Annotated in this window: 18 protein-coding genes; 3 read left to right on the top strand and 15 right to left on the bottom strand. The window is 27.1% G+C overall.

The window, feature by feature from the left end; translation table 11 throughout:
• The first annotated feature begins 104 nt into the window (after positions 1-104).
• The 3 genes from ABUA17_RS16375 to ABUA17_RS16365 all read left to right on the top strand — a co-directional run bounded on the left by ABUA17_RS16375 (position 105) and on the right by ABUA17_RS16365 (position 938).
• A complete protein-coding gene (locus ABUA17_RS16375; RefSeq protein ID WP_042399013.1) occupies positions 105-473 on the top strand; it encodes a hypothetical protein in 369 nt (122 codons plus the stop codon).
• 71 nt (positions 474-544) lie between these two features.
• Complete coding sequence (locus ABUA17_RS16370; RefSeq protein ID WP_042399010.1) at positions 545-730, top strand: DUF4177 domain-containing protein; 186 nt, start codon at positions 545-547, stop codon at positions 728-730.
• A gap of 82 nt (positions 731-812) precedes the next feature.
• On the top strand, positions 813-938 hold the full coding sequence (locus tag ABUA17_RS16365; protein ID WP_278244480.1) for a hypothetical protein: 126 nt from the start codon (positions 813-815) through the stop codon (positions 936-938).
• Positions 939-1,037: 99 nt separating this feature from the next.
• On the opposite strand, the gene ABUA17_RS16360 is transcribed toward ABUA17_RS16365, so the two are convergent.
• From ABUA17_RS16360 to ABUA17_RS16290, 15 genes are all read right to left on the bottom strand, one after another.
• On the bottom strand, positions 1,038-2,090 hold the full coding sequence (locus tag ABUA17_RS16360) for an HD-GYP domain-containing protein (RefSeq protein ID WP_055275471.1): 1,053 nt from the start codon (positions 2,088-2,090) through the stop codon (positions 1,038-1,040).
• A gap of 185 nt (positions 2,091-2,275) precedes the next feature.
• Positions 2,276-3,043 (bottom strand): YibE/F family protein, encoded by a 768-nt coding sequence (locus ABUA17_RS16355; RefSeq protein ID WP_207743391.1) that lies wholly within the window; start codon positions 3,041-3,043, stop codon positions 2,276-2,278.
• A complete protein-coding gene (locus ABUA17_RS16350) occupies positions 3,021-4,196 on the bottom strand; it encodes a YibE/F family protein (RefSeq protein WP_055275476.1) in 1,176 nt (391 codons plus the stop codon). Before ABUA17_RS16350 ends, ABUA17_RS16355 begins: the two co-directional genes overlap by 23 nt.
• 114 nt (positions 4,197-4,310) lie before the next feature.
• The gene (locus ABUA17_RS16345) at positions 4,311-4,766 is read right to left on the bottom strand and encodes a GatB/YqeY domain-containing protein (protein WP_242833254.1); all 456 of its coding nucleotides are present in this window, start codon (positions 4,764-4,766) and stop codon (positions 4,311-4,313) included.
• 241 nt (positions 4,767-5,007) lie between these two features.
• On the bottom strand, positions 5,008-5,925 hold the full coding sequence (locus ABUA17_RS16340) for a patatin-like phospholipase family protein (RefSeq protein ID WP_042399654.1): 918 nt from the start codon (positions 5,923-5,925) through the stop codon (positions 5,008-5,010).
• Positions 5,926-6,124: 199 nt separating this feature from the next.
• Positions 6,125-6,688, bottom strand: coding sequence for a hypothetical protein (locus ABUA17_RS16335; protein WP_042399657.1), 564 nt, complete (start codon positions 6,686-6,688; stop codon positions 6,125-6,127).
• A gap of 83 nt (positions 6,689-6,771) precedes the next feature.
• Positions 6,772-7,482 (bottom strand): protein kinase family protein, encoded by a 711-nt coding sequence (locus ABUA17_RS16330; RefSeq protein WP_055275478.1) that lies wholly within the window; start codon positions 7,480-7,482, stop codon positions 6,772-6,774.
• Between the two features lie 39 nt (positions 7,483-7,521).
• Complete coding sequence (locus ABUA17_RS16325) at positions 7,522-7,803, bottom strand: hypothetical protein (RefSeq protein WP_042399664.1); 282 nt, start codon at positions 7,801-7,803, stop codon at positions 7,522-7,524.
• A gap of 199 nt (positions 7,804-8,002) precedes the next feature.
• Complete coding sequence (locus ABUA17_RS16320) at positions 8,003-9,412, bottom strand: glycoside hydrolase family 1 protein (RefSeq protein WP_156327818.1); 1,410 nt, start codon at positions 9,410-9,412, stop codon at positions 8,003-8,005.
• Positions 9,413-9,494: 82 nt separating this feature from the next.
• Positions 9,495-11,387 carry a beta-glucoside-specific PTS transporter subunit IIABC gene (locus tag ABUA17_RS16315; RefSeq protein WP_349817953.1) on the bottom strand — a complete coding sequence of 631 codons (1,893 nt, stop codon included), beginning with the start codon at positions 11,385-11,387 and terminating at the stop codon, positions 9,495-9,497.
• A gap of 300 nt (positions 11,388-11,687) precedes the next feature.
• On the bottom strand, positions 11,688-12,524 hold the full coding sequence (gene licT / locus ABUA17_RS16310; protein ID WP_195949487.1) for a BglG family transcription antiterminator LicT: 837 nt from the start codon (positions 12,522-12,524) through the stop codon (positions 11,688-11,690).
• Positions 12,525-12,894: 370 nt separating this feature from the next.
• Entirely contained in the window at positions 12,895-14,580 is a 1,686-nt protein-coding gene (locus ABUA17_RS16305) for a carbon starvation CstA family protein (RefSeq protein ID WP_042399677.1), read from the bottom strand.
• Between the two features lie 327 nt (positions 14,581-14,907).
• Complete coding sequence (locus tag ABUA17_RS16300) at positions 14,908-15,609, bottom strand: MgtC/SapB family protein (protein ID WP_052330657.1); 702 nt, start codon at positions 15,607-15,609, stop codon at positions 14,908-14,910.
• A 131-nt stretch (positions 15,610-15,740) separates the two neighbouring features.
• Positions 15,741-16,304: a COG3650 family protein gene (locus tag ABUA17_RS16295; RefSeq protein ID WP_042398130.1), complete on the bottom strand. Its 564-nt coding sequence runs from the start codon at positions 16,302-16,304 to the stop codon at positions 15,741-15,743.
• 117 nt (positions 16,305-16,421) lie between these two features.
• Positions 16,422-17,560, bottom strand: a 1,139-nt coding sequence (locus tag ABUA17_RS16290; RefSeq protein ID WP_349824104.1) for a glycogen/starch/alpha-glucan phosphorylase, incomplete at its 5' end; no start/stop codon positions are given.

The following is a 17,560-nucleotide window of genomic DNA, read 5'->3' as shown; positions in this document are numbered from 1 at the left end:
TGTATAAAGGTAAAATTTGTTTTAATTTTACTATTTTTAGTGTACAATAAATATAATGATTGATGAACAATTGTATTAAAATACGAAATATATGAGGTGAGTATATGCAGAGTAAAATATTTAAAATTGTTAGTATGACGTTATGTGTACCAATGATTTTATTTCTTTTGAATGGATGCAATTTAAATAAATCTGATGGTGTTGAAACAACTGTAGACGCTAAGGTTATTGAAAATGATTTAGATAATAAACTATTACTTGTTAGTGGAATTGATAATTCATCAATTTCGCAAATAGGAGATAAGTGCTTTGTTAGTTGCAAAGATATTAAGATTTTTGATAAGTCAGGAGAAGAGATGTCTCAGGATAACATTAGGCTGGATGATGTAGTTACTATTATGTATGATGGACATACACAAGAGACGTATCCTACTACAATTACTAATCCTAAGTGGATTCAAATAAGAGAATAAGTATAAGTACAAATTAGAGTTGATGAACAACTTTAATCTTGATGGCTAAGTTATTTAAAGGGAGGGAATTTATGTATACTTATATGTATGTAGAATCAAAAGTTAGAGGAGTATTTACTAATAGTAATCATAGAGAAATAATTGATAAATACAGTAAAGAAGGTTGGAGATTTGTAGGAGCTATACCTGCAAGTAATGGTAGTTATGGTCAAATAACTTCTCATGATTTAGTTTTTGAAAAATGTGAACACTCTTAATATATTACGTATTAATTAATTTATAGGAAGTGAGTAATTATATTATATGTTCAGTAATATATTTTAGAAAGGGAGTAATTCTATGGAAAGAATAGGACATTTATTTTCTATTAAAGTATCACCTTTAGATATTGGAATAATACTTGTAACTTTTATAGTATTAGGAATTATCTTATATATGAAAAAAAGAAATGCGAAACAATCTTAAACTATTGCGATTCAAATAGGATGTCCAAATGGACATCCTATTATGTTATGCTAATTTCAACACTATTTTAAAACAAAGCCAAATAAAACTGATAATTGACTATTTATTCATTGCTTCTTTTTCAACTTCTAATTTAATATGAATCTTCTCAAAAACTTCAATAATATTCGGATCAAAACTTGTTCCTTTTCCCTTTAAAATAATCTCTACAGTTTTTTCATGTGAAAATGCTTCTTTATAAGGTCTCATGGTTGTTAATGCATCATATACATCACCAACAGCCATTATCCTAGCACAAAGAGGAATATCTAGTTTACTTAACCCTTTTGGGTATCCTGTGCCATCCCATTTTTCATGATGATAATGAGCCATATCCTTAGCGATATTTAGAAATTTATTTTCTTCTTTAATTTCATCTATTATTTTTTGTAATGCCTTTGCTCCTAAAGTCGTATGTAACTTCATAAATTCAAATTCATCGCTATCTAATGATCCTGCTTTTAAAAGAGTTGCATCATCAATTCCAATTTTCCCAATATCATGCAATAAAGCTGTTCTAATCATATCTTTAACATATTCTTTTGTTAATATCTCTTTAAAAATCCCCTCTTTAACTAATTCTTCAGTCAATATCTCAACATATTTTGCTGTTCTCTTTACATGCTCTCCAGTATGAGAATCTCTACATTCAACTAATTCATATAAAGATAATATCAATGCATTTTTTAAATCCTCAATTCTATTATTTCTTTCATGAATTCTATATTCAAAATCTTTTATATAGTTTTTTAATTCTAAATTAAGCTTTATTATTTTAAGCATTATCTCTGATTCTATAGGTTTTCTTAAAAAATCTATTGCACCTAATTCCATATTCAGCTCTTCATCTTTATATCTTAAACTAGCCGCTATAAAGATTATTGGTATTTTATATAACTTCTTATTTTTTTTTATTATTTTAATAAATTCATCTTCACTAATTCTAATTAAACTAATATCTACTAATACTAAATCTGGTGTATCATCTTTTACCACTTCAAGTGCTTTTTGGGTTGATTTGACTATAGTAATTCTATAGACTTTACCTAATATATTTTTTATTTTTTCAATGTCTTCTAAATTATTATTAATTACTAAAATATGATTTTTCATTATTATATTTACCCCTTATACACAATCCCCAACTTATCTCCCCTCATATTCCTTATTATAACATAATATATATTTTTTTAATATTATAGTTTTTTATAGAATATTATGTTTTATCTTGTAATATAATACAGAAAAATACTACATTTATTTAGGTGTTATGTAGCATTTTTACATAAAATTAAAATTTAATTTTCATTACTCATCTTTTGGCAATAATCCTTTACCTTTTTAATAAAACTATTATTACTCTTAATCATATAAGTACAAATAAAAATACTTATAGGAATTATTAATAAACATCCTATATTAGAAATAACTAAATCGAATAAATTCTTATAAAATTCTTTTGAATTAATAACACTTTCAAAAGTATATTTATTTTTTATAAATAATATTCCTATCATCATAGTTTCACCTATAGTAGCAAAAAATATTGTATTAACAGTTGTCCCTAAAATATCCCTTCCAACATTAAACCCTAATCCTACTAATTCAGAAAAAGTTAATTCACTATTAACTTCGTTAAATTCATATAGTGAAGATGTAATAGCCATAGCAGTATCCATTACTGCTCCTAATAAACTTATAATAATCATACATATCATTAATTGATTCATGTTTATATTAATATTAGGAGATAAGTATACACTTAATTCAGAACTTAAATCTAACTCACTATATCCACCTAAATTAGACTTTGTTCCTAATATTGAAACTAATAAACTTAGCAATAAAATAACACATACCACCGAAATTACTGCAGCATAGGTCTTTAAATTATGTCCATTTTGATAAATTAATGTTATCTGACAAAAAATTATAGTTCCAATGATTGTAACAAGTACAGGATTTACCCCATGACTAATAATAAATACAGCCATTACTAATAAAAGCACATTACATGCAAGTGCAATAAACGACTTTGCGCCCCTATCTCCTCCTACTAGAATCATTAACATCAGCAATACTATTGTTAGCAACACTATCATTCTTACTCATCCCCTTTCTAAAAAATAATAGAGCTACACAAGCTGATATAGGGACAGCTGAAACTATTCCTATAGATCCTACTAAAAATCTTATTATTTCAAAAGATATATCAAATTGAATTAATCTTTGAAAATTATACCCATTTATTATTTTTAAAATTACAATAGATAAGCTTCCTCCAATATAAGAAAACATTAAAACATTAATCATTGTTCCCATAATATCATGACCTATTTCTCTAATAGATTTAATTAACTGCTTTAATGTAATAGATTTTGCTGCATTTACCAACTCATTAACTGCAGAATTTACTGTAATACTTACATCCATAACAGCTCCTAAACATCCAACTAAAACCCCTGATAAAAATATATTCTCTAAATCATTAGGCCCTGCAATATAATCCATTAACTCATAATGTAAATCTCCAGTATAAGCTAATGAAATCTTATATAGTGCAAATATTAAAAAAGTAGTAATTAGTGTAGATAAAATTGCTCCAATGTTCTTTCTAGAAAATCCCCCTAGTATCAATAAAGTAACTACACTAAAGAAAATAATCATTAAAACATTTATTAACATAAAATCCTTGCCTGAAACATAAAGTTTAATAAAATATATAAATGCTACTATATTAGCAATTAAAGTACATAATGTAAATATTCCAAACCTTCCTGCTACAGCAACTAAAGCTATAACAAAAAATCCAATAAGTAAAACTATAAATTTATCTCTTTTTAATCCTATAATACTCCCTGATAATTCGCTACTGTTTTCATTAATACTTATAAATAAATCATCACCCTTTTTATATTTCTCATTCATTAACATTGATGATGAATATGAATTTTTCAAAGTTATTTGTTGCCCCTTATACTGTCCATTTTTTACTTTCACAACCATTGTTTGAATATAGTATTTTTCTTCTATATCATTTGTTCCTTTTTCAGTTTTATCATAAACATTTTCTAAGCTTATTACTTTTGCTATTGTAGATTTATAAATATTATAATTATTGTTAGTCCAAATAAATAAAACCAAAAATACTATAAAAAATATAAGAACAGTAAAAAATCGTCCTTTATTATTTTTTATATACCTTTTTATCATTTCCATACTTACTCCTTTCTTTATCTTATAAATAAATCAAATAAATTATATATAATTTATTGCAAATAAAAAATGGGCTATATCTTAATAATTATGATACATGCCCATTATAATATAATATTATACTAAAATCTCTTTTACCATAGGATTAATTTTAGATCTATCAAATTTCCCATTAACCTTTGGCATAATTTCTTTCATTATCTTTCCCATATCCTTTGCAGTATAATTACCATTTGTAATTATTTCTCTTAACATCGCACTAACTTCTTCTTCAGTTAATTGTTTTGGTAAATATGGAGTTAATACTTCGATTGCAAAATTCCCTTCAGCTATTTTTTCTTCATTATTAGCTTGCTTTGCATATTCTAAAGCTTCTTTATTTTGCTTAATACTCTTTTCTACTATTTTTATTACATTTTCATCTGAAATTTCTTCTCTATTGTTAACTTCATATGCCTTAATTTCAGAATTAACTAATCTTAAAACACTTACTCTTGCTTTATCTCTTGCTTTCATAGCAGCTATTTCATCTTTTTTTAATGTCTCTTTTAACATATTTATTTGGCTAGTCATAAAATTTAAACTAACCTACCTCGCTTTCATTTTAAATTTTTATTTAAGTAAATTATACCAGTTTTGTATTCAAAATCAAACATTACTACCTTTACTTATAATTATACTAATAATATTAAATTTAATAAATTCTAACTTTATTCTATCCACTTCTTTATAAATTTATAAAATTATCAAATGACAGCTCAATAACTTCTACATTAACCTCATCTAATATCATACGAATTCATTTATAAAGTATTTATCCTTTTGCTTTCTTAGTACTTGTTTTTTTAATAGTTTTTAAATACTCATATAATTTAAATAAAACTGGATTCTTTTCTTCTTCCTCTTTTAAATTTATATAATTTATTAATTCTACAATTGGCTCAAGTTTATTGATTGTATCATTATATCCTTCACTTATTCTTACCCTTTTAGCATCTGTATCTAAATTTAATGTTCCTGTTAACGTATTTTCAACTAGATTTTCTGGTGATATTATAATAAGTTTTGAATTTGGATAAAGCGATCTATCTATTTGCACTTCTTTAGATAATAAAACTACAATTATAATATCACACTTTTCACCGTATACAGGTTGAATAGGAACATTGTCTGCAATACCTCCATCAATATATTTCTCACCTAATACTTCTGTACTTTCATATATTAATGGTAATGAAGCTGAAGCCAACACTATTTTTTTACCTATTTCTTCATCATAATCATTAATCCTAAAATACTTTGCATTTAGATCTGGTAATTTTGTACATGCAGCATAACATATTTTATTATTTTCCTTAATCTTATTAAAATCTAAGTATTTTTCTAATACTTCAACGGCCCCATCATTACCTATAGCTCCATGTTCAAGTTTATCAGTTAAGAACTTTTTAGCCAATTGAAGATTTTTCCCTCCAATATATAAACCTATTCCTCTTTTTATTAATTCCCCTTTACTAATAGGAACTAATTTATCCATGGTTACCTCTTCCCAAAGCTCATCTGCCTTTTTCATATCATCCATAGCAAATAATACAGAATTAAATGCACCTATAGACGTTCCTGAAAAAACCGATATATATTGCGCTAAATTTAATTCTTTTAAAGCTTTCCATACACCAAGCTCATATGCTCCTTTTCCACCACCGCCTGCTAATACTAATCCTATTTTCATACTATTCCTTCCTATACTTTACTTAAATTGAATGCTAATCGCTCTTATTTACATAATTATACTATAAATATTAATTTTTCAAAATATTTCATAACACATTATTATTACTATATACATTCTAAAATTTAAACTAATTTATGATTATTAATTTAAAAAGACATGTATTACTAAATTTTTAGCAATACATGTCTTAGTTTAATTATCTTTGCTCAAATACATCTTTTATAAAATTATCAAAATTCACCTTTTGACTTAATTTATTTCCTTGTTTTATTTCCTCAGAATACAGTATTTTATTATACTCCTTAGCACTTAAAGAATTATCATATATATATTTTTGCTTATTATATAACTGCCTTAATAATTCTCCAATACCTAATAGTTTTTCATAATGCCTTCCATATGAAAATCCTCTTTTTTGATAATTTGCATCTATCTTTTTAGAAAAGAATATTGATTTTGCCAGCCACCCTTTTTTACCTTTTCCTTGTCTAGTAGAATTTTTCATAATTATATTTATATCACTTGAAAACTCAGTAAATTTTCCATTTTTAATTTTTATTCCAACTATAGGATACCATAATCCCTGTATCTTACCGCTATTTGTTCCTGAGGATCTATAAAATGCTAATGTTACTCTCTCAATTCCATAAGTGTATTCAATATCTACATCTATTAATCCAATCATTCTAAATGGATCATCGGTATAAATATTTGCCCTAAAACTTTCTGGATATACTTCTAATATCCTTATAGCTTCCATTATAGCCCACTCCCCTATTTTCTTATCTTAATAATACACCATGTAATATTATACTAGAATTTAACACTACATGGTGCTTTCTCCTAATACCTACTCTTAATTCTATATAATTGTTCACGTATTTCATCAATACTTCTAAACCTTCTATCTAATCCCATTAATCTTTTTAAAAGGGTTCTTTCTTGGGAAGTTAAATTTAATTCCATATACCACGGTCTTTCCTCTGCATATACCGGTTCATAAGATGAATAATATAAGTGTATTAAAAAATCTCCTATATACCAATAATCCATCTTCTCTTTATAATACCCATCAATATATCTAGCCAATCCAAAATCAATTAATGCTAGCTTACTATTTTTCATAATGATAACATTAGGAAGTCTAATATCTCGATGTACTATACCACTACTATGCAAAATTTCTATTAAATCTAAAAGTTGACTTGCTGTATTATATATCTCTTTTCTACTAAATACATAATCATATTTACTAATTAAATCATAATACACTCTACCATCAATATACTCTAATAAATATCCTTCTCTGACTCCATCATTAAACCTTGAAATAAACTTAGGAAATCTTGGACTATCTAAACTTTTTAAAATATCTTCTTCATAAAATAACTTATCTCTTGTAACATTTAGCATTTTACTCTTTAATTGCTTAATAACACATTTTTCCCCTTGATTGTTTTTAGCCAAATATGCAATTCCATATCTTCCTTGTCCTATAATTTTAATAACCCTATATCCATTTACCATATCATTTGGTTTAAAATACTTGTCCATATCGTTTTTATCTCTTGTTACACTTTCGTTATATTACTATTATTGTAAATAGCCATAATATAAATTCAAAAGTGATTTCTCCTCTTCAAGACTATAAGAATATACGGTTCTTCTATTAAAATCACTATATAATGGACTTAAGGAATTTTCTAATGACTCTATATCCATTAATGGGTTACTTGAATTAGCTAATAATATCTTTAAGACTTTCTTTCCGCCTATTTCTTTTAGTTCTTTCAATTCATTTTCTTGTAACCTACTATTTCTATTAATTGAATAATATTTGTGACCTCTACGTGATCTTTCCTCATAATTATCCATACATAACACCTCTATATTTTTAGCATAATTAACTAACTACTTATACTTACTATATATTATGTTTTTTATTTTAATAGTGTTACTTTAACCTTTGTTATGTATAAAAAAGAAACACCTACATCAGTAAATGTAGGTGTCTTTCCGAAATTTTATTTTATTTTATTTTTATACATTAAATTAAATATTACCCAATAAATAATTATCTTTTTAAACTTCCACCATTAGTGGCAATTACTTCTTTATACCAATTGAAGCTTTTCTTTTTATATCTCTCTAAAGTTCCAGTTCCATCATCATTTCTATCAACATAAATGAAACCATATCTTTTTCTAAGCTCAGCTGTTGATGCAGATACTAAATCAATACATCCCCATGTAGTATATCCCATTAGTTCAACACCATCTTCAATAGCCTCGGCAACTTGAACTAAATGATCATTTAAATAATTAATTCTATAATCATCATTTACAGTTTTATTTCCATGCTCATCAGTAATTAATTCATCTACAGCACCAAGCCCATTTTCAACTATAAATAATGGTTTTTGATATCTGTCATATAAGAAGTTTAAGATATATCTTAAACCTTCAGGATCTATTTGCCATCCCCACTCTGATGCCTTTAAATATGGATTTGGAACCCCTGCAATTAAGTTTCCTTTCCCAGCCTTTTTCGTTGGGTCTGCTGTTGCACATGAACTCATATAGTAACTAAACGAAATAAAGTCTACTGTATTTTTTAGTATTTCTTTATCTCCATCTTCAAATTTAATTTCTATATTATTTTCCTTAAAATATCTATTCATGTACTTAGGATATTCTCCTCTTGCATGAATATCAGCAAAGAATAAATTTCCTCTGTCTTGTTCTACAGCTTTTAATACATCACTTGGCATTGGAGTTAATGGATAATTTGGTACACCTAAAATCATACATCCTATTTTAAATTCAGGATTAATTTCATGACCAATCTTAACTGCTAATGCACTAGCAACTAATTCATGATGCATTGCTTGATAAAGATCTTGCTTACTTAACTTTTCCTTTGGAGTCCATATTCCAGCACTCATTAAAGGAAAATGTAACGCTGAATTAATTTCATTAAATGTTAACCAATATTTTACCTTGTCCTTATATCTTGTAAACACTGTTCTAACATATTTTTCAAAGAAACCTATTAATCTTCTATCTACCCATCCATCATATTCTTTTGCAAGATGTAAAGGTGTTTCATAATGAGATAAAGTAACTAAAGGCTCAATACCATACTTAGCTAATTCATCAAATACCTTATCATAAAACTCTAATCCCTTTTCATTTGGTTCTGCATCATCACCATTTGGGAATATTCTTGACCATGCAATAGATAATCTAAATGTCTTAAAGCCCATTTCTGCAAATAATTTGATATCTTCTTTATATCTATGATAAAAATCAATACCAATTAACTTCATATTATCTGCTGTTGGTTCTTCAGTTGCAGCACCTGTTATTCCTTTTGGCATAACATCTTGAATTGATAATCCTTTACCCTCCTCATTATATGCACCTTCAAATTGGTTAGCTGCTGTAGCTCCACCCCATAAAAAGTTTTCTGGAAACTTAATCATTTTTACTACCTCCATATATTTTAATTTTATGTTGTATCAAAATTAAAATATAATAGTATTTTGATACAACATTTTGTTTAAATTATTTAGTTGCTTTAATAAACTCTTCCTTTTCATTAACATCTCTATCTATCAAAGTTAAAATATTGCTATAGTTATCTGGATTTGTAACTAATACTGGAGTAATTGTGTCATATCCTTCTTCTTGTATTGCTTTTATATCAAAATCTACTAATAAATCCCCAGCTTTTACTTTATCCCCATTCTTTACATGAGCAGTAAAGTACTTTCCACCAAGCTTAACTGTATCTAAACCAATATGAATTAATATTTCAGCGCCATTATCTGCAGTTAATCCTATTGCATGATTTGTTTCAAATATTGCTGAAACTACTCCATCAACTGGAGATACTGCTCTTCCTTCACTTGGAATTATAGCTGCCCCTTTACCCATTATTTCTTCTGAAAATGTAATGTCATTAACTTGACTTAAAGAAACTGCTTTACCTTTAATTGGTGCTAATACTAATGCATCAGTTTGTGGGCTAGTTTTCTCTTCATTTACTGCTATATCTGCTGCAATCTCTTCTTCTTGACTTTCTTCTTCTTCTTCATTAGCTGGATCTTCAAGTCCAAATACCCAAGTTAATATAAATGCTATAACAATCGTCATTGCTGCAACTATTAATGCATTTGTAAAGTTAGATCCACCAGCTGGATTTATAAATTGAACTATTGATAAAATAGCCGGTGTAGCAAATACGAAACATTTTAATCCAACAAATCCTGCATATAACCCTGAAATACCACCTGCAATCATACAAGCGTATAATGGTTTCTTATATTTTAAAGTAACACCATACATTGCTGGTTCAGTAACCCCTGCAAGGAATGCTGAAACAGCTGAAGCACCAGCAACTTGTTTTAAATCTTTATTTTTTGATTTAAAGAATACTGCTAAACATGAAGATGCTTGTGCTAAGTTAGAAGCTAACATACCAACTAATAATAAAGTATCAAATCCAACATTAGGATTATTTATATTCATTAATGAAAGTGGAACAAATGCCCAATGCATACCTGTCATAACTAATAAAGGCATTAATGCACCCATTACCATTATTGCAAACCAACCTGCTTTGTCATAAATAAATACCATTGCACTTGATAAAACTTCACCTGCATAGAATCCTATAGGTCCAATAACAACTAAAGCTATTGGAAGTGCAATTAAAAGTGTTAACATCGGTCTTAAGAAATTCTTTGTAACTGCTGGAGTAATTTTATCCGTAAATTTTTCAATATATGTCATTACCCATGCCATCATAATTACCGGAATTACAGAATAAGCATAACTTGCAGATGCAACTGGCAATCCAAATAATGATATTTTATTACCAGCATCAACTAATCCTATAAAATCCGGATATACCATAACACCAATTACTGCTGCTAAAGTATAAGCGTTTATATTAAACTTTTTAGATGCAGAAATACAAAGTATTAGTGGTAAGAAATAAAATGTTGCATCTCCTAAAGCACTTAAAATAGTATATGTTTGGCTAGTTTCTGATAATATTCCTATCATTGGTAATATTACAAGTAAAACCTTTATCATACCTGCCCCAACGATTGCTGGCATTGTTGAAGACATACATCCTGATACTACATCTAATATACTAGTAAATACCCCTTTTTTTTCTTTAACTTCATTTGAATTTCCTTCTTTAAAGTTCCCTAACTTTAATATTTCTTTATAGCATGCTCCAACATTATTACCAATAATAACTTGATATTGGCCACCTTGTTTTGTAACACCCATAACACCTTTAATCTTTTTTATAGCTTCATCATCAGCCTTGCTTTCATCTTTTAATATGAATCTAAGTCTTGTCATACAGTGTTGTACACTGTTAACATTACCTTCTCCACCTATTTTTTCTAATATTTTTTTTGCAACTACTGCATAATCCATTTTAATATCCTCCATTTAAAATTTATTAATTTTAATGAAGTAAAGCCCATAATACAGTATCTACTGCTTACGGTAACTACCTTTCATAACTAAGCTTTTATTTATAAAAAAACCTAAGAAATATAGATGAGCGCTCAAATCTATATTTCTTAGGTATAGCCTACATTACTAGTAACAATCCTAAGTAAGATTCTAAATATTTGATTTAGTTAATCCAACTTGCCTGAAAGTCAAAATTTCAATTTTGCTCCTTGAAGGTACACTTTAGTGTACTCATAGAACTAAAGGAGCTGAGTTTTTTTAATCTTCTTTTATTATTCTTTTAATATGAACTGTTAAATACATCATTTCTTCATCTGAAAGTTCATGATTAAAATCTTTTAAAACATATTTTTTTATTTTTTCTGCACATGAATAAGCTTCTTTATATTGTGTTTTTATCATTTCACAGAAATTAGTATCATCATCTTTTATTATCTTTCCACTAATCATTCTTTGTGCAAAGAATTTTAAATGAGTTATAAATCTCTCATAATGTAATGAATACTCGTCCAATTCTATGTTGAAATGGAATTTTACAATATTTAAGATATTTTGAATCATCTTAGTGATATCAAGCGTTTCATTCATATTTCTTGAATTTAGCTCTGCATTTACAATATGCATAGCTATTGATGCAGCTTCATCTTCTGGTAAAACTACATCTAATCTTTTTTTAATAATTGCTAAGGCTTCCTTACCAATTAAAAATTCATGATTATAAAACCTTTTAATTTCCCATAATAAAGCATTTTTAAAATTTAACCCTTGTTTATAACGTTCTATTGCAAAGCTAATGTGATCAGTTAATGTTATGTAAACATTATCATTCAGTCTCTTCCCTAACGAATACTTTGCATAAGAAATAATTTCATTAGAAACCTGAATATACTCCAAAGGTATTTCTGCTAGTAAAGTCATTAATTTATTAGAATCATTTTTATTTTCAATAGAATAGATTTTCTCTATTTTGCTCTTATCTACAGTATCTCCAATTTTTTTTTGGAATCCTAATCCGCATCCCATAACAAGAACTTCTTTACCGTTATTATCAAAGGTTCTAATTAAATTATTATTGATTATCTTATCTATCTTCATTTACTAACACCTTTTCTTTAATTTAAAGTACAAAAAAAGACCATACTCAAATAAAACAACATTTTTTATAATGTCATAAATAATTTGGTAAAGCCTGCATAACCAGTAACAACCCATGTCCTTTATTGTCTTTATGATAATGATATCATAGTGATTTTTCTATGTCAACTAATAGAATTGTTTTTTATTTAACATAATTTGGTTATTTCATAATACAACTTTAAACCCTACTTATTTAATAATAAAAAAATTTCAAATTACAAGTGATAAGTTATAATCTAATTATTAAATTAATACCTAATTTCTAAAAATAAATTTTTATTTTCTATTTGGTAACCTATCACTTGCATATTGAAATTTAAACTAAAATTTATACTGCATTATTACTTGCAGCTTCTACTTTATTATCCTTTGAAAACAACTTTTTAAAACAAGAAACTGCTACTACAAATCCTAAACTTATTAATAACAGTGCAAATATTAATTGTAATCCATCTGTTAGGAACACAAATTGTCCTGCACCAATTTTCTTCATAATTCCAAGTATAGCTTGAACTAAAGCCGTAAATGTTACTGATAACATTACAACCATAGGTGCCCAAAGCATAAAGCCTTTTCTCTTTGTAGATTTTAAAAATACTGCTAGGGTTATTAACACTAAAGCTGATAATAATTGATTTGCTGCTCCAAATAATGGCCAAACGTTATTATATCCACCAAGTGAAAGCACAAGTCCAATTACTAATGTAATAATTGTTGCAAAATATTTATTAGTCATTATCTTAGAAATACCAGATACTTCTTTTGAATCATCCTTAAATAATTCTTGTAATGACATACGTCCAATACGAGCAACAGAATCAAGTGATGTTAATGCTAATGCTGATACACACATTGTCATTATACAAGTAGCTACATGTTGTGGTATACCTAATAATCCTAAGAAACCTGCAACATTACTAGAAAATATTGCAAAAGGTGTTCCTTCTGGCATTTTTCCCCCAACAGCTGCAGCTCCAACTACCACTAAAGCAACAATACCAAGTAGTGATTCTATTAACATAGCTCCATATCCAATGCAAAGCATGTCCTTTTCATTCTTAACTTGCTTTGATGATGTTTCTGATGATACTAAACTATGGAATCCTGATACTGCACCACATGCTATAGTAATAAACAAAGTTGGAAATAAATATTTACCATCAACTTCAAATCCAACAAAAGCTGGTAAATTCATTTCAGGTCTTGCAACTACAACTCCTAAAACAGCTCCAACAATCATTCCAATTAATAAAAATGTACTTAAATAATCTCTTGGTTGCATTAATAACCACATTGGTGTTATTGATGCTAAAAATAAATAAGCAAATGTTACTATTAACCAAGTAGTTTTATCAAAGTATAATGGAAAAGCAATACCTATAGCTAACATTGAAACTAAAAGTACTACACCTATTATAAACTGTAAACTTTGACTTGGCTTTTTATATTTAATAAATGCACCAAATATCATAGCTACAACAATAAATAACATTGAAATAGATGCTGCTGATGCATTAGGTGTATTTAATGCTCCACCTTCTCCAAATCCATTAAATGTACTTGCAACTATATCTGAAAATGCTGCAATTACTAGTAAAGTAAAAATCCAAGCAAATAAGAAAAAAAACTTTCTTCCTGCTTTTCCTATATATTGTTCTATTAATCCACCTATTGATTTACCTTCATTTTTTACTGATGCATATAATGCTCCAAAATCATGAACTGCTCCAAAAAATATTCCACCTATAAGTACCCATAATAACACTGGAACCCATCCAAACATTGCTGCTATAATTGGCCCCGTTACAGGTCCTGCCCCTGCTATTGATGAAAATTGATGTGAAAACACAACTGCTTTAGGTGTTGGAATGTAATCTTCTCCATCCTCTTTTGTATAAGCAGGTGTTTTTGCATTTGGATCAATTCCCCAAGTTTTAGCAAGATATCTTCCATAAGTCACATAGGCAATTCCTAATACAACTATGGCTAACCCTACAATAGTTAATCCATTCATTTAAAATGCCCCCTCTATATTTAATTATAATTGCGCTCTCCTATTAGGAGATTATTAATAATAATAACACTTTTATGGTATTCTGTAAATATTTATCATTTATTATTATCAAATTACTATTTTACAACGTTTTCCATATACTTCTTTTCACAGAAATCGTTTACTTGACCTAATTTATTTCTAATTTGTTAACAAACTTAAAACAAAAAAGTGGCTTTCACCACTTTTTATATTAAATAGATAATAAATAAAAATTAAATTTATTTATTAATAACTGTTATTTTTTTATTTACATTTGTAAAATATAATAGCTGATTTCTTCCCTAACTACTTATGTTCTATTAATTCAGCTTTATTAACTTCATCAAATGCAATTATTTCTGCTAAAATTTCATTAATATCCAATTCATCATCCAAATTTACTTTAAATCTTATTCTAGTTTTTTCTGTTGATTGCTTGCTAACTTCTATTGATATAATATCTGCCCCAAAATTTCTAAACATATCTTTTATCGCCTCAACAGTAGTCATTATATATCCACTTGTTTCAATTTCAATATGTGCATGAGAATTTCTTTTTATTGTTATTATATTTTTAAATTTAAATACATCATTTAAAAAAAGATAAGCCACGCAAGTAATTACTATTGAACTAATATATATTCCTGATCCAACAGCTAAACCAATAATAGCAACTAAACAAATAGATGCTGCTGTAGTTAATCCTTTGACGCTCCTTTTATCTTTAAGAATTGTACCTGCACCCAAAAAACCAATACCTGAAATATATTGTCCTGCTAATCTAAAAACATCATTATTTCCTCCATTTAGTCTATAATATTCTAATGATGTTAATTGAATAAGCAATCCAGCTAGACCAACAACAACATGAGTTCTAATCCCTACGACCATACCTTTTTTCTCACGATTGTATCCAATAAAACCTACTAAAGCTACACATAAAACTGTTTTAAAAATTATTTCCATAATTATTTTTACATCTAAGTTTTTAAATACCTCTTGTATCACTCCCTACCTCCTTTAATTACCTTTTAACCCCAAATAACCTTGTTATTATATTTTATGTTAATATACTATTGTAAACAATAGTAGTAATATTTTTATATTGCATTCAAATTCATAAATAAATTATTTTTTTCTTAGCTATCCATAACACTTTGTAAATTCATTCCAAAATCATCTGTTAAATCATCAGCTAATTTATCTTTTATATTTATATTATTAATATCTACTTCTTCTGATGTTGCTGCATTTACAGGGTATGTTTCATCAACATATTTTAATATAACATTAAAGTTATTATTTTTAGTTTCTGATATTGCATTAACTACAATATCTCTATATCCATTTGTAATGTTATCAGTTATATAAATTGGCCCATTTATATTTTTTGTTTTTGAAATATATTCATATCCTTCATCTCTTTGAGCAAAAATAATCATAGTTTTACTTTCATCCCCACCAAAGTCTGCTCCCCAAAGACATACTATAACTTCATCAACTCCATCATCATTTAAATCTTCATAATAATAAGTATACTTATCTTCATTACTATTATCTAATCCAGTAACAGCAAAAATAGCCTCAACTAACTTTGCATTATTTTTAGAGTTATCATTTTCTATTAATTCACTTGAATTTGCCCTACATCCATTAAATGAAATCATTATTATAGAAAATAATATTATAAATAGTTTTTTCATACTCACTTTCTCCTTTTCGTAGTATAATTTCTTCTTCATAATATTATTTCCATTATATTTTTCATTTATTTATTAATAAAAATAGGTAGTGCCCATATAAGCACTACCCATGATTTATTATTTTAATTTCCAGATATCATTATTATATTGTTCAATAGTTCTATCTGATGAGAAGAATCCTGCTTTACTAATGTTAATTAATACTTTTCTATTCCAAGTTTCTCTATCTGAATAATCTTCAAATACTTTATCCTTAGTCTTAATATAATCTTCTATATCAAGTAATGTCATGAACCAGTCTTTGTTAATTAATTCATTATATAATCTATTTAAGTTAACTTCATCCCCAACTTTTAACATTTCATCGCTAACGATAAAGTCTACTAATTCTTTTATATCTTCTTTTTCATAGTATTCCTTTGAAATATAATCACCTTTCTTATAGTGTTCAATTACTTGTTCACTTGACTCACCAAAGATGTAGATATTATCATCTCCAACTAATTCATGAATTTCAACATTAGCACCATCTTCTGTTCCTAATGTTAAAGCACCATTTAACATGAATTTCATGTTACCAGTTCCTGAAGCTTCTTTAGATGCTAAAGAAATTTGTTCTGAAACATCACAAGCTGGTATTAATTTAGAAGCCTTAGTTACATTGTAGTTTTCTACCATAACAACTTTTAAATATTTATTTACTTCTGGATCATTATTTATGATATCTTGTAAACAAAGTATTGTATGGATTATATCTTGTGCAATTATATATGCTGGTGCTGCCTTTGCTCCAAAAATCATTGTTATTGGAGTTGTTGGAATATTTCCTGCTTTTATATCTAAATATTTATGAATGATATATAAAACATTCATTTGTTGTCTCTTATATTCATGAAGTCTCTTTATTTGAATATCAAAAATAGAGTTTTCATCTACTTCAATATCTTGTGTATCTTTTAAGTATTTCTTTAAAGCAATTTTATTGTGCTTTTTAATTTCTTCAATCTTAGATAAAACTTCTTTATTATCAACGAACTTACCTAAGTTTTCTAACTTAGTTGCATCTGTTTTAAAATCTTCTCCAATAAGACTAGTAATATAATTTGTTAATTCATTATTACAGTGTATTAACCATCTTCTGAAAGTTATACCATTTGTCTTATTATTGAATTTTTCAGGATATATATCATAGAATGGCTTTAATTCTTCTTTTTCTAGTATTTCAGTGTGAAGAGCAGCAACTCCGTTTACACTAA

This window comes from Clostridium sp. RTP31139st1_H3_RTP31139_211217 (genome assembly GCF_040227035.1).
GTDB lineage: Bacteria > Bacillota > Clostridia > Clostridiales > Clostridiaceae > Clostridium > Clostridium saudiense.
Note: the sequence above shows the minus strand (reverse complement) of the source record. Positions and strands in the feature narration are given on the sequence as shown.

Bases quoted from the DNA above. Each gene is read 5' to 3' on its own strand.
- ABUA17_RS16375 (WP_042399013.1), top strand. From the start codon at position 105: ATGCAGAGTAAAATATTTAAAATTGTTAGTATGACGTTATGTGTACCA.
- ABUA17_RS16370 (WP_042399010.1), top strand. From the start codon at position 545: ATGTATACTTATATGTATGTAGAATCAAAAGTTAGAGGAGTATTTACT.
- ABUA17_RS16365 (WP_278244480.1), top strand. From the start codon at position 813: ATGGAAAGAATAGGACATTTATTTTCTATTAAAGTATCACCTTTAGAT.
- ABUA17_RS16360 (WP_055275471.1), bottom strand. From the start codon at position 2,090: ATGAAAAATCATATTTTAGTAATTAATAATAATTTAGAAGACATTGAA.
- ABUA17_RS16355 (WP_207743391.1), bottom strand. From the start codon at position 3,043: ATGATTCTAGTAGGAGGAGATAGGGGCGCAAAGTCGTTTATTGCACTT.
- ABUA17_RS16350 (WP_055275476.1), bottom strand. From the start codon at position 4,196: ATGGAAATGATAAAAAGGTATATAAAAAATAATAAAGGACGATTTTTT.
- ABUA17_RS16345 (WP_242833254.1), bottom strand. From the start codon at position 4,766: ATGACTAGCCAAATAAATATGTTAAAAGAGACATTAAAAAAAGATGAA.
- ABUA17_RS16340 (WP_042399654.1), bottom strand. From the start codon at position 5,925: ATGAAAATAGGATTAGTATTAGCAGGCGGTGGTGGAAAAGGAGCATAT.
- ABUA17_RS16335 (WP_042399657.1), bottom strand. From the start codon at position 6,688: ATGGAAGCTATAAGGATATTAGAAGTATATCCAGAAAGTTTTAGGGCA.
- ABUA17_RS16330 (WP_055275478.1), bottom strand. From the start codon at position 7,482: ATGGACAAGTATTTTAAACCAAATGATATGGTAAATGGATATAGGGTT.
- ABUA17_RS16325 (WP_042399664.1), bottom strand. From the start codon at position 7,803: ATGGATAATTATGAGGAAAGATCACGTAGAGGTCACAAATATTATTCA.
- ABUA17_RS16320 (WP_156327818.1), bottom strand. From the start codon at position 9,412: ATGATTAAGTTTCCAGAAAACTTTTTATGGGGTGGAGCTACAGCAGCT.
- ABUA17_RS16315 (WP_349817953.1), bottom strand. From the start codon at position 11,387: ATGGATTATGCAGTAGTTGCAAAAAAAATATTAGAAAAAATAGGTGGA.
- licT (WP_195949487.1), bottom strand. From the start codon at position 12,524: ATGAAGATAGATAAGATAATCAATAATAATTTAATTAGAACCTTTGAT.
- ABUA17_RS16305 (WP_042399677.1), bottom strand. From the start codon at position 14,580: ATGAATGGATTAACTATTGTAGGGTTAGCCATAGTTGTATTAGGAATT.
- ABUA17_RS16295 (WP_042398130.1), bottom strand. From the start codon at position 16,304: ATGAAAAAACTATTTATAATATTATTTTCTATAATAATGATTTCATTT.